At 49.2% G+C, this 12,192-nt stretch carries 11 protein-coding genes and 1 rRNA gene; 5 read left to right on the top strand and 7 right to left on the bottom strand.

What is annotated here, in order from left to right:
- The first annotated feature begins 32 nt into the window (after positions 1-32).
- A complete protein-coding gene (locus tag CLV60_RS21620) occupies positions 33-446 on the top strand; it encodes a MaoC family dehydratase (protein WP_106597471.1) in 414 nt (137 codons plus the stop codon).
- 58 nt (positions 447-504) lie between these two features.
- Here CLV60_RS21620 and CLV60_RS21615 read toward each other — a convergent pair whose 3' ends face one another.
- Together CLV60_RS21615 and CLV60_RS21610 are read right to left on the bottom strand one after the other, a co-directional pair.
- Positions 505-687 (bottom strand): BF3379 family histone-like protein, encoded by a 183-nt coding sequence (locus CLV60_RS21615; protein WP_090374548.1) that lies wholly within the window; start codon positions 685-687, stop codon positions 505-507.
- 261 nt (positions 688-948) lie between these two features.
- On the bottom strand, positions 949-2,220 hold the full coding sequence (locus tag CLV60_RS21610) for an aminotransferase class I/II-fold pyridoxal phosphate-dependent enzyme (RefSeq protein WP_106597470.1): 1,272 nt from the start codon (positions 2,218-2,220) through the stop codon (positions 949-951).
- Between the two features lie 176 nt (positions 2,221-2,396).
- Between CLV60_RS21610 and accC the strand changes: the two genes are divergently transcribed.
- From accC to CLV60_RS21595, 3 genes are all read left to right on the top strand, one after another.
- Entirely contained in the window at positions 2,397-3,902 is a 1,506-nt protein-coding gene (gene accC / locus CLV60_RS21605) for an acetyl-CoA carboxylase biotin carboxylase subunit (RefSeq protein ID WP_106597469.1), read from the top strand.
- A gap of 266 nt (positions 3,903-4,168) precedes the next feature.
- Positions 4,169-5,218: a tRNA preQ1(34) S-adenosylmethionine ribosyltransferase-isomerase QueA gene (gene queA, locus CLV60_RS21600; RefSeq protein WP_106597468.1), complete on the top strand. Its 1,050-nt coding sequence runs from the start codon at positions 4,169-4,171 to the stop codon at positions 5,216-5,218.
- A gap of 89 nt (positions 5,219-5,307) precedes the next feature.
- Positions 5,308-5,988: a 2-C-methyl-D-erythritol 4-phosphate cytidylyltransferase gene (locus tag CLV60_RS21595; protein ID WP_106597467.1), complete on the top strand. Its 681-nt coding sequence runs from the start codon at positions 5,308-5,310 to the stop codon at positions 5,986-5,988.
- Here the strand turns inward: CLV60_RS21595 and CLV60_RS21590 are convergent.
- From CLV60_RS21590 to CLV60_RS21575, 4 genes are all read right to left on the bottom strand, one after another.
- On the bottom strand, positions 5,972-7,282 hold the full coding sequence (locus CLV60_RS21590; RefSeq protein ID WP_211302266.1) for a dienelactone hydrolase family protein: 1,311 nt from the start codon (positions 7,280-7,282) through the stop codon (positions 5,972-5,974). The genes CLV60_RS21595 and CLV60_RS21590 overlap by 17 nt on opposite strands.
- Before the next feature lie 3 nt (positions 7,283-7,285).
- Positions 7,286-8,428, bottom strand: a complete 1,143-nt coding sequence (locus CLV60_RS21585) for an acyltransferase family protein (RefSeq protein ID WP_106597466.1) — start codon at positions 8,426-8,428, stop codon at positions 7,286-7,288.
- Between the two features lie 64 nt (positions 8,429-8,492).
- On the bottom strand, positions 8,493-9,266 hold the full coding sequence (locus CLV60_RS21580; RefSeq protein WP_106597465.1) for a glucosamine-6-phosphate deaminase: 774 nt from the start codon (positions 9,264-9,266) through the stop codon (positions 8,493-8,495).
- Between the two features lie 6 nt (positions 9,267-9,272).
- Positions 9,273-10,676 (bottom strand): Gfo/Idh/MocA family protein, encoded by a 1,404-nt coding sequence (locus CLV60_RS21575; RefSeq protein WP_106597464.1) that lies wholly within the window; start codon positions 10,674-10,676, stop codon positions 9,273-9,275.
- A 151-nt stretch (positions 10,677-10,827) separates the two neighbouring features.
- On the opposite strand from CLV60_RS21575, the gene CLV60_RS21570 reads away from it, so the two are divergent.
- Complete coding sequence (locus tag CLV60_RS21570; RefSeq protein ID WP_106597463.1) at positions 10,828-11,853, top strand: LacI family DNA-binding transcriptional regulator; 1,026 nt, start codon at positions 10,828-10,830, stop codon at positions 11,851-11,853.
- A 244-nt stretch (positions 11,854-12,097) separates the two neighbouring features.
- On the opposite strand, the gene rrf is transcribed toward CLV60_RS21570, so the two are convergent.
- Positions 12,098-12,192, bottom strand: a 5S ribosomal RNA gene (rrf, locus tag CLV60_RS21565); the annotation flags it as partial.

Here is a 12,192-nt window from a genome sequence, read left to right as displayed (position 1 = left end):
TTGAAATTCCATTCCAAGTAAATGACCCATTTATGCAAATAGAACCTGTTGTCGACGCAACGTTCGACCATCTTTTCAAATTCACGCAGGAGCAAGTACAGGCATTCGCCGACCTGACCGGCGATAACAATCCTGTGCACCTGGATGCCGAATTCGCTGCCACTACGCAGTTCAAGAAGCCAATCATCCACGGAATGCTGGGGATTACGGTTTTCACAAAGGTATTGGGCACCCAATTTCCTGGTTTCGGTTCCATTTATCTGAAACAAACCGTAGAGTTTCTGCGCCCGATGTACGTCGAAACGGAGTATCGCGCCGTTTTCAAGATCGTCTCTATCAACCCGGCCAAGCATATCGCCGAAATCTCCACCGAGATTTACGACGCCACTACCAAAAAGATCGCCGTCCGTGGTGTCGCCACGATGGTGAACGAGGAGAAATTCTAAAAAAGGAAAAGCCCCGGCGATGATCGCCGGGGCTTCGAAAAATCTTCCGTGTGCTTCGTTATTTTTCGCCTTCGTTCTTCTTGTTCTGAACTTCTGCGCGAATATCCTGAGCCAACGTTTTCAGATCCTGCATGCCTTTACGTACACGAGTTCCGGCAGCCTGGTTGCCTTTGTTATAGAACTTATCGAAATCGCCCTCCAGTGAAAGAATCAAGTCCTTTACTTCATCGAATCTTGCCATGTTTTCTTTGTTTTTTAGTTTTAAAAAATGCCTCTCACACGCTAAAAACGCATGTTTTGACCGAAATTTAGTAATTAAAACCATTTAAGCAACCCAAAAAACAAAAAAAAACACTTCTAAAATACAATTAAATACCTAAATCAGCATAAATCACTCAATAACAATCAGTTACGCATGTCAAGTTTTATTGTCCGATAGTAAATAAAAAAGAGGGCTCTTTCAAAAAAAGCCCTCTGCATGCAAAAAAAGCGGTTTTAATAACTATTCCACGACTTCTTGTACCGCGTCGCTCTGATAAACCCGGTTTTTCAGTTTATCGGCAAGCGTCGTGAATGCGTTCAGTGTATATTCTACATCTTCGAGCGTATGCGAAGCCGTCGGAATGATGCGAAGCATGATCTGGCCTTTCGGTACTACCGGATAAACTACGATCGAACAGAACACTCCCATATTCTCGCGCAAGTCGCGTACCATGCGGGTAACTTCCGGAACACCGCCTTCGCTGTGCAGGAACACGGGTGTTACGGGAGATTCGGTTTCACCAATATTGAATCCGCGGGCGCGCAAGCCGTCCTGCATGGCTTTTACATTTTCCCAAAGCTTCTCACGCAACTCCGGCATTTGTTTGATCATCTCAAGACGTTTGCGGCAACCCTCTACATAAGGCATGGGAAGTGCCTTCGCGTAGGTCTGCGAACGCATGTTGTATTTCAGGAACATGATGATCTCCGGATCGTTCGAAGCGATGAACGCACCAATCGCTGCCATCGATTTCGCGAATGTGGAGAAGTACAGGTCAATTTCGTCCTGAACACCCAGCAACTCGCCTACCCCGGCACCGGTTTCACCCATGGTTCCGAAACCGTGTGCATCATCCACGAGCAAACGAAAGTTGTATTTCTTTTTCAGTTCGGCAATGGCTTTCAGATCGCCTACTTTACCCGACATTCCGAAAACCCCCTCGGTGATCACCAACACGCCGCCGCCTTTCTCTTCTGCGAGTTTGGTCGCGCGGATCAGGTTCTTTTCCAGGCTCACCATGTCGTTATGGTTGAACTTGTAGTATTCGCCCAGCTTGGCTTTGTGCAGACGGATACCGTCGATCAGACATGCATGCGACTCGGCGTCATACACGATCACGTCGCGGTGGTCGCAAAGACATTCGATCGCAGACATCACGCCCTGGTAACCATAGTTGAGGAGGAATGCATCTGTTTTACCAACAAACTGCGCCAGTTCCTTTTCAAAAGTTTCGTGAAGGACGGAATTCCCTGACATCATCCTTGCGCCCATCGGGTACGCGAGGCCCCATTTGGCAGCGGCGTCGGCGTCCGCTTTGCGAACTTCCGGATGATTCGCCAAGCCCAGGTAATTGTTGAGACTCCAGTTCAGCACTTCCCGTCCCATAAATCTCATGCGCGGTCCAAGCTCTCCTTCCAGCATCGGAAACGAAAAATAATGGTGGCTGTTCAGCATTTTAGCCGGCGTTCCGATCGGACCTGAGTTGTTGCGCAATTTCTCGAAAATATCCACTCTCTCTTTTTTTATGTGGGTAACTGATGATTTAAATGTTAGATAAATGCAAAAATAAAAAATTTACATTTAACTTAAAAAAGACCTTCGTCATTGCAACCTACGGTAAGTTAGTAAATTAATGGGAAGAGTGTCTTTAATCGGCACGCCGTATCCCAAACCTTACCACCATTTTTATGCCCCAAATCCGAAAAATCCTGGTCGCCAATCGGGGAGAAATTGCATTGAGAATCATGCGTACCGCCCGGGAAATGGGCATCGCGACGGTCGCCGTGTTCAGCGAGGCCGACCGCACATCACCCCATGTGCGCTATGCCGACGAGGCCGTATGCATAGGTGCAGCGCCGTCTTCGGAGTCGTATTTAAATATTGATAAAATCCTGAAAGTCTGCGCCGAGCTGAACGTGGATGCGATCCATCCGGGCTATGGATTCCTTTCCGAAAATGCCGGCTTTGCCAAAAGAGTGAAGGAAGCCGGGCTGATCTTCATAGGTCCGTCGCCCGAGTCGATAGAGGTAATGGGGAGCAAACTGGCCGCCAAGCAAGCAGCCTCCAGATACAATATCCCGATGGTACCCGGTACACCTGACGCCATTAGCGACCGCGATGAGGCCAAACGCATTGCCAACAGCATTGGTTACCCGATTCTCATTAAAGCCAGCGCCGGCGGAGGTGGAAAGGGCATGCGCGTTGTAGAAAATGAAGCCGAGTTCGACGAACAGATGGACCGCGCTGTGAGCGAGGCACAGGCGGCATTCGGGGATGGCTCCGTTTTCATCGAAAAGTACATTACCTCGCCTAAACACATCGAAATCCAGGTCCTGGGCGACCAGTATGGCCATATTATCCACCTTTTCGAAAGGGAATGCTCCATTCAACGACGGCACCAGAAGGTGGTAGAGGAAGCGCCATCAATTTCCATCACCCCCGAAATCCGTGAAGAAATGGGGCGTTGCGCGGTGGACGTCGCACGCTCCTGTAACTATTACGGCGCAGGGACCGTGGAGTTTATCATGGATGAAAACCGGAATTTCTATTTCCTCGAAATGAATACCCGATTGCAGGTGGAGCATCCGGTGACGGAAATGATCACCGGCGTGGACCTGGTGAAGGAAATGATCCTGATCGCGGAAGGGCAACCGCTCCGCATTGCGCAAGAAGATTTGCAAATCCACGGCCATGCCATCGAAATCAGGGTTTATGCCGAGGACCCAGCCAATCATTTTCTGCCCGACATAGGCACATTACACACATACGTGAAGCCCGACGGCAACGGCGTGCGCGTAGACGACGGTTTTGAAGAGGGCATGGAAATCCCGATCTACTATGATCCGATGATCGCCAAGCTCATTACCTATGGAGAAGACCGCGAAACGGCGATCCGTAAAATGACGAGGGCCATCGACGAATACCAGATCAGCGGCGTGCAAACCACGCTTCCGTTCTGCCGCTTTGTGATGCAGCACGAGGCATTTGTGAATGGCAGCTTCGACACCAATTTTGTGGGCCGGCATTTCCACCCGGATTTGTTAAGTACAAAAACCGATGACGAAGTCGCGGGCCTTGCAGCGCTGATCTCCGCGTTGCTCAATGATACTCTACCGGAAAGCAAACCTGTTCAGAATGAGGAAGTGAGTGCAAATGCATCGAAATGGAAAGCACGCCGGTTCGCAGCATATTAAAACCGCCGCATTTCTTGAAATTTTTTAAAAAAATTCCTACTTTTGCGGTCTTATTTTAGATAAGGGCTGATTATACAAATTTTTTGGGCAATTTGAAACGCCTGCAAGTATTCCCGCTATCAAATTTTCTTTGAAAGGTGAGTGCTTATCTAGTTAATAATTGCTATAATTCAGTTGTAATAAGTGCCGGAATCCGCCAGAAATCGGGATTTATCCGTTTTTCCTGACATTATCTACGACCAAAGAAATTCACAGAATATCCAGCTATGAAGCTATCCGAATTTAAGTTTGATCTTCCCCAGAGTTTAATCGCACTTCATCCTTCCGACCGCGGAGAGTCCCGCCTGATGGTCGTTCACCGGAAAACAGGAGAAATTGAACATAAAACATTCGCCGATGTGATCAATTATTTTGACGACGGCGATGTAATGGCTATCAACGACACGAAGGTATTTCCTGCCCGCCTTTACGGCCAGAAGGAAAAAACCGGCGCGAAAATTGAAGTTTTCCTGTTGCGCGAATTGAACCGCGAAATGCGCCTTTGGGATGTTCTGGTTGATCCAGCACGGAAAATCCGTGTAGGTAACAAGCTGTATTTCGGCGACAGCGACCTGGTAGCCGAGGTAATCGACAACACCACTTCACGCGGCCGTACGATCCGTTTCCTTTACGACGGCGACAACGACGCATTCATGAAGCTGGTCGACGAACTGGGCGAAACACCGCTTCCTCCTGAAATTATCTCACGCCGCAAGGTAGAAAGCGCCGACCGGGAACGTTTCCAAACCATTTTTGCAGAGCACGTCGGTGCGGTAGCCGCTCCTACTGCGGGTATGCACTTTACGAAAGCCATCATGAAGCGCCTTGAAATTAAAGGGGTTAGCTTCGCTCCGGTTACTTTGCACGTTGGCTTGGGTACCTTCCGTACCGTGGACGTGGAAGATTTGACCAAACACAAAACCGACTCTGAAAACTACCGCATTACACAAGGTACAGCGGAGGTTGTGAACAAGGCGATCGACGGCAAAAAACGCATTTGCGCGGTAGGTACCACTTCGTTACGCGCTATCGAATCGTCGGTATCGGCGAGCGGCCATTTGAAACCGGTAGAAGGCTGGACCGATAAATTCGTGTTCCCTCCATACGATTTCAAGATCGCCAATGCATTACTATCGAATTTCCAGTTGCCCGAATCGATCCTTTTGATGGCTGCATGTGCTTTCGGAGGTTTTGATCTGGTAATGAAAGCTTATGATATCGCCATCAAGGAGAAATACAAATTCTTCACGTACGGCGACGCCATGCTGATCATTTAATATACAACCCTGAAATCCAATGGTCATTTATGATCAGCGACAAATCGTCCTGAGCCGTAAATGACCATTTTTTATTAGCCTGAATCCCGATGCAAGAATACGTCATCATCGTTGCCGGCGGAAGTGGTAGCCGCATGAAAAGCGATATCCCGAAACAGTTTCTCTTTGTCAACGGCCTGCCTGTGCTCATGCATACGATCCGGGCATTTGCCGACTATTCGCACAACCTGCGCATTATTGTCGTGCTGCCGTCGGAGCAGTTTGGTTACTGGGAAGAATTGTGCAGAAATCATCGTTTTGCCATTCCCCATCAACTCGTAGCAGGAGGAAAAACACGCTTTCACTCGGTTAAAAACGGATTGAACTGCATTGTAGAGAAAGAAGAATTCCTCGTGGCCGTTCACGACGGCGTAAGACCAGTGATTTCCCGCGAGATTATTGCCGACAGCTTCAAAAACGCCGCTTCGTATGGCGCCGCGGTGGTGAGCGTACCTTTGAAAGATTCGATCCGGATTGTAGGCCAGAACGAAGGGAATAAAGCGATGGATCGCACGCTATTCAGGCTTATCCAGACGCCGCAGACATTCAAATCCAGCTGGATGAAAGCCGCATTCACCGCCGACTACCACGAATCGTTCACCGATTGCGCAAGCGTGCTCGAAGCATGGGGTTACCATATCCATCTCATCGACGGCGCTTACGAGAATATCAAGATCACCACACCCGAAGATCTTCGCTGGGCGGAAATTTATCTCAAAGCCACTTCCTGAACCACTCGAAGGCTTCTTTCTGCATATCTGCGTCGAACTTGTGCGGGCCGTCGTAAAAGCTGGCCTTATATTTGTCGGAAGCGCCGGCTTTTTTGAAAACCTCCGTTAAAATGGCGTCCGCTTGCTTCATTTCCGGGAGGGTGTAGAGCTCATCCTGGTTGTTGTTCAAAACCAATGTAGGTAATGGCACTCTCAGGCCCAGAATCTCAGGAAAATCGAGGTATTTGGGCAGCAGTGGCGTATAAGTCATCCAGGTATGGTTGAATGATTTATTTAGAATCAAATCCTTCCAGGTGGTCATAAACCCGACGCAAACGGCACATTTAATGCGCGGGTCAAGGCCGGCCAGGTACACGGTACGCAACCCGCCCCCCGAAAGCCCGCCGCAGCCGAGGCGATTAGCGTCTACTTCTTTCCGGGCTGCCAGAATATCGAGCGCCACCTGATCTTCCATCAAAAACACACCGGGCCACGTGGTACCAGCCGAAAACAGCGATTTGGACATCACATGCTCGTGCTCCGACGACCATGCATTGTAAGTCCGGATATTCTCAGTTTTTTCAGGATCAGCATCCGATTTACCTTCGGTGCTCACCGCGCCCCAGTTCAATCCTTTTGTATCCTCATAATGCACCCTGCGGCTGCCGAACGCATAGGTATCGTGCACCAGCACTACGTGGCCCTGTTTAGCTATCTCATTCGCCCAGGCCCTGCCGCCGTAATCCGTCTCCTGGTGTTCTTTCAGTATCGGATGCTGGTCGTCGGATGTTTTGACAATTTTTCTTAATCCGAAATACTTCATCCCCGCGTGATCATGGAGCCCCAGAATGCCCGGTAGCGGCTTGGTAGTGCCCGCCGGTTTCAGCAAAACGGCTTCGGTGGGCCTCCCGTAAGGCAATTGCCAGGTTAGTTCTTCGATTTCCAGCCCGTCGTAGGTATATTTCTTCTTGACAGTCACTTTCGGCAATGCGGGTTTTGCGGGGGCCGACACCAGTTCTCTGGTCTTTTCCAAAGCCTCCTTCCGCCAGGCCTCAATATTGCCCCATTTGGAGTTTCGAAATGAAAGCGGGGGCTGGGCGGGAAGCAATGAGGCGGCCCAGGGACCGTAAGCGCCTATCAGGCTTTTTTCTGATGCCATAGAAACTGAATGAATACTGTTTGCATTAAAAACGGGAGCTGCCGCAGTTACCGACGCCCCGCCCGCCATTGACAGCGCGACCGTACCGGCGGTGTTTTTTAAAAAGGATCTTCTCGATATTTCAGCACCATTGGGGTCCGTGTCGGCGGTTTTCATAAGCTAGACTTTGACAAATATTTTTTGACGATACAAAAAGTAGAGAAACAGCCAAACCAGTACGAACCCGCCCAGCGTATTGTAAACCTCGTGCCAGTTTTCGGGAGCATGCTTATAAATACCTGCAAACAGCAGTCTCGACGACTCATTGAAATCCACAAACCGCACAGCTAAGTAAATGACGAGCGAATTCAGCCCGATTACGCGGAAGAAAAACGCCCATTTATGGTGCCCTTTCACATCGATGATCCAGTAAAACAGCGCGAGCATCGCGAAGGCCATTCCGGAAGTGAGCATGATAAATGAGCTCGACCAAAGGTGTTTGTTAACAGGAAAAACGAAATTCCAGGCCAATCCAACCACAATACCGGCCAGAGCGAATGCAAAAAGCCTCCCGACTTTCGCACCCGAATCGCTTTCTTTCAGTAGCGCATCGCCAGCCACCGTACCGAAAATGGTAAGACATATCGCCGGAAACTGGGTAAGGAGTGCCAGTTCATCATACGTACCCTGCTTCAATATCCCCGGCATAAAATTGCGGTCGATCCAGCCCACCAGATTGCCTTCGAAAGAAAGATCACCTGCACCGAAACCAGGAACGGGTACCAATAGCACAATCAAATAGTAAGCAACGAGAATGACTGCTCCGATATACAGCCGCTGGTTCGTTCCGAATTTCATATATAAAATCGCCGAAATGAACGCCGCGAGCCCTATCCGCCCGAGCACGCTCCCGTAGCGTATATGCGCGGGATCGAAAATATCCATCGGAGCATTCTTGTCGAGAATACCCAGTGCAATCAGGATCAACATTCGTTTGAATACCTTGTTCCGTATCACTGACGGTGGAATGCCTTTCGCCAAACCACCCGTAACACTGAATGCGAGGGAAGTGCCTGCCAGGAAAAGAAACAGCGGGAATATGAAATCGTAAAAAGTAAAACCATTCCACGCGGGATGCTCGAATTGTGCGGCAATGGCGTCGATAAACGGAATCCCCGTTTTTCCGCCCAGCGTAGAAATGAACTGCCCCCCTCCTGCAATCATCAGCATATCAAATCCCCGCAACGCATCGATCGAGGCCAACCGGCCCGGCGAGGAAGGTTGCCTTACTTCCTTTTGTGCGGCAATAGAAGGTGCTTCCATAGGTTTAGGATAACTATTTGGAATAGAAGTTACTATAACGCTGCTTTTACCCGTACCCGAGCCGCTATTTGCGTATTTCGACGTCGCTGTTTGCCGTTTCAATGGCCGTCAGCAAGCTCGCAGATTCCCTGTCCAGAAAGAAGGCACAATGCGAATGAAGCTGCAAAATGCTCGCCGGAAATGCATTACTCACCTCATTTTCGAGGCTATTTTTAACTGCTACCGCTTTCCTTTCGTCGGGAACCGAACAAATTATGTGGGTCGATTTCATGATCTGCCGCACCGACATACTGATCGCCTGCAACGGCACTTCGTCGAGCGATCCAAACCAGCCCTCGCCCATTTGCTGACGACGGCACGGCTCATCAAGATTTACCACCAGATAAGGCGATTCGGTATCAAAATCGGCTGGTGGGTCATTGAACGCCAAATGCCCGTTCTCGCCGATGCCCACCAATGCCACATCAATTGGATGCGCACTGATATTTTGGGCCAGGTATTCCAGCTCTTTTTCAAGATCACCTTCCCCGTTAATCAGGTACGAAGCGCGCAGCGAAGGTACTTTGGATAAAAACCGCTCGGACAGGTATTTCCGGAAACTCGCCGGATGCGTCACCGGCAAACCGATGTATTCATCTAAATGGAACATCGTGACTTTCGACCAGTCGATATCTTTCTCCTCAATCAGCTGATTCAATGTTTCAAACTGGCTGGTTCCAGTGGCCAGAATCACGTTCGCATAGCCCTGCGTAGTTATGGTGTCCCTGATGATCATGGCAGCATATGCGCCGGCACTTTGCCCCAACTCCTCTTTTGTCTCCGAAATAATAACTTTCATACTCTTCTATGATTTTACTTCCGTATTACCGCCCTCCTTTAATGTAATGTCGACGGGCTTATTTTTCTTCCAGGAACCATTCGTAAAGTCTGGTACATCGATCGAATTGGACCTGTTTGCCACCGACCATTCAGTGAGCGGCGAGATTACACTCCATGACGCAGCATCGTATACGTCCTGATCCAGGGGAAGTCCATTACGCAGGCAGTCTATCAACCGCCAGTCCATCAGGAAATCCATCCCGCCATGTCCGCCCACCTTCTTGGCCAGTTCTCCCACGCGCTTCACGATTTCAGGCTGATACTGCTGTTCAAGTGCTTTGAATTCATCCGGCTTGATCCACTCGTGCCCGTGCGAAATACGACCTTGCGTGCCATCCTCCGGTAACGGATATTTTTGCGCGGCGCCTTTGGTACCGCTGATCAGATGCAGACGCGAGTAGGGCCGTGGAGAGGACACGTCGTGTTGCAGCATGATCGTCTTCCCCTTATTAGTCTTGATAGTGGTGGTATTCATATTCCCGCGGTACGATTTCCCTGCGTACTTTTTGAAATCGGGATCTTTCGCAGCCAATTCATTCGCCTTGGCTTGCAGCATATAATCATTGCTGCTCATGGACACGAGGTAATCCATTTTATCCCCGCGGTTAATGTCGAGAACTTGCGCGATGGGTCCCAGGCCGTGCATAGGATACAAGTTCCCGTTTCGCTGATTTTCTTTCAGGCGCCACAAATCGTAACGCTTGTCTTTTTGGAACAGTGATTCAAAAATGTCATGGATATAGGCACCTTCGACATGGACAATCTCTCCGAAAAAACGCTGCCGGGCCATATTCAATGTAAGTAGCTCAAAAAAGTCGTAGCAGCAGTTTTCCAGCATCATGCAATGCTTTTTGGTGCGCTCCGAGGTTTCAACGAGCTTCCAGCAATCTTCCACCGTCGTTGCAGCTGGGATTTCCGTCGCGACGTGCTTGCCATGCTCCATCGCGTACAACGCCATGGGGGTATGCAGGTTCCAGGGTGTGCAAATGTAAATGAGGTCAATGTCGTCGCGTTCGCAAAGCTTCCTCCAGGCATCCGGCGAACCGGAATACGCTTCCGGGTTATGTCCGGCTTCTATCAAAAACTTCTTTGCACTATTCGCCTTTTCAGGTACGATATCGGCTACGCCCGTCACCTGCACGCTGGCCAGGTGCACGATGCGTTTAATCGCCCCGCCGCCGCGATTACCCATGCCTATATAGCCTATACGCACGTTATCGATCTTCGGTGCGGCAAAGCCGCTCATGTTAAAAATCTGCTTTCTATCAACTGGTAACACGAGACCCGGTTCAGCAACCACCTTGGCGTTTGCCCCTGCCATTCCGAGCGTTCCTAATCCGGCTATTTTCAAAAATTCGCGCTTTTTCATTTGTTTTGAGTCATTGTTCAATCCAAAAAAACGTTTGCAATCGTACAATTTTACAATGTTTTATAGCGGCATTCCAGATATTTACTTTAAATAGTAGCGAGAACGTTATCGAAACCAGAATTTCATCCCACACCACGAAGCAGTCAGTGCAATGACCAAAAGATTAACTACGATTAAAGACATTGCCAAAGCACTCGGCATATCGGTGGCGACTGTCTCGCGTGCGATGAGGGATACATATGATGTGAGCGCGGAAACCAGGAAACTGGTGCTGGATACCGCCGCTAAAATGAATTACCGGCCTAACTTCAACGCGACTGGTTTGGTCAAAAGCGGTACGCACAAAATTGCTGTAATTATTCCGGCAATCACCAATTACTATTTCTCTACGGTAATCACCGGCATTCAGGAATATGCATTGGAACAGAATTACCAGGTAATGCTGTATCTGACGAACGACTCGGCCTACTGGGAAACAAAAGTCGTTCGGGAGCTTTCGCTAAGCAGCGTCGACGGACTATTGGCTTGCATTACCTATGAAACGACCGATTTCAGCCATTTTGAAGAGTTGGTCGAAGCTGATATGCCGCTGGTATTTTTTGATCGTGTGCCGGAATCCGTCAAAACATCCGTGGTCGTTCAGGACGACTATACCGGGGCATGTATGGCTACTGAGCATTTGATTGCGCAGGGATATTCGAAAATAGCGCATCTCGCCGGTCCTCCTGGCCTTAACCTCACTCAACAAAGACTTCAAGGCTATCTCGATACATTAAAAAAACACAATCTCGAATCTTATGGCGTCATTCACTCCGGTTTCAGCGATGAAAATGGACGTGAAGATATGAGCACATTGTTCAATAGCATCTCCCGCCCTGATGCGATTTTCTCTGTCAACGATCGCAAAGGATTTGGGGTAATCTTATGGTTGCGGGAGCAAGGCATAATGGTGGGGGAAGAAGTAGGTGTAATCGGCTTTACGAATGATCCTACTTCAAAAATCATTTCGCCATCGTTATCCACAATTGCCGAACCCGCCTATGAGATCGGGCGCAAAAGCTGCGAAGTGCTGATCAGGCATATTCAGAAACAAAGCTACCCTACACAGCAGATTTCATTACCCACCGAGCTCATTGTCAGGGAATCCACACAGAGGAAGTCTATTGGGATTGGTTAGCGCCTTGAAGGTTGAATAATAAACAACACCCTTATACGCGCGAAAAGCCCCTCCATCTGGACGGGCTTTCGTTTTTAATAATTGTGGCGGCTACCTACTTTACCGGGTTTGAACCGGGACGCGTAGTTCAAGTATCATCGGCGGATCCGGGCTTAACGGGTCGCGCTCGACTGGGGAGAGGTGAGTACCAGACCCCTAACGCAAAAAAGCATCCTTTATGGGGATGCTTTTATTGTTTTAATAATTGTGGCGGCTACCTACTTTACCGGGTTTGAACCAAGTATCATCGGCGGATCCGGGCTTAACTTCTCTGTTCGGGATGGGAAGAGGTGAACACCA

Origin of the sequence: Dyadobacter jiangsuensis (assembly GCF_003014695.1) — a bacterium.
Classification (GTDB): Bacteria; Bacteroidota; Bacteroidia; order Cytophagales; family Spirosomataceae; genus Dyadobacter; species Dyadobacter jiangsuensis.
Note: the sequence above shows the minus strand (reverse complement) of the source record. Positions and strands in the feature narration are given on the sequence as shown.

Bases quoted from the DNA above. Each gene is read 5' to 3' on its own strand.
- CLV60_RS21590 (WP_211302266.1), bottom strand. From the start codon at position 7,282: ATGAAAACCGCCGACACGGACCCCAATGGTGCTGAAATATCGAGAAGA.
- CLV60_RS21580 (WP_106597465.1), bottom strand. From the start codon at position 9,266: ATGAAAGTTATTATTTCGGAGACAAAAGAGGAGTTGGGGCAAAGTGCC.
- CLV60_RS21620 (WP_106597471.1), top strand. From the start codon at position 33: ATGCAAATAGAACCTGTTGTCGACGCAACGTTCGACCATCTTTTCAAA.
- queA (WP_106597468.1), top strand. From the start codon at position 4,169: ATGAAGCTATCCGAATTTAAGTTTGATCTTCCCCAGAGTTTAATCGCA.
- CLV60_RS21585 (WP_106597466.1), bottom strand. From the start codon at position 8,428: ATGGAAGCACCTTCTATTGCCGCACAAAAGGAAGTAAGGCAACCTTCC.
- CLV60_RS21570 (WP_106597463.1), top strand. From the start codon at position 10,828: ATGACCAAAAGATTAACTACGATTAAAGACATTGCCAAAGCACTCGGC.
- CLV60_RS21615 (WP_090374548.1), bottom strand. From the start codon at position 687: ATGGCAAGATTCGATGAAGTAAAGGACTTGATTCTTTCACTGGAGGGC.
- CLV60_RS21575 (WP_106597464.1), bottom strand. From the start codon at position 10,676: ATGAAAAAGCGCGAATTTTTGAAAATAGCCGGATTAGGAACGCTCGGA.
- CLV60_RS21595 (WP_106597467.1), top strand. From the start codon at position 5,308: ATGCAAGAATACGTCATCATCGTTGCCGGCGGAAGTGGTAGCCGCATG.
- accC (WP_106597469.1), top strand. From the start codon at position 2,397: ATGCCCCAAATCCGAAAAATCCTGGTCGCCAATCGGGGAGAAATTGCA.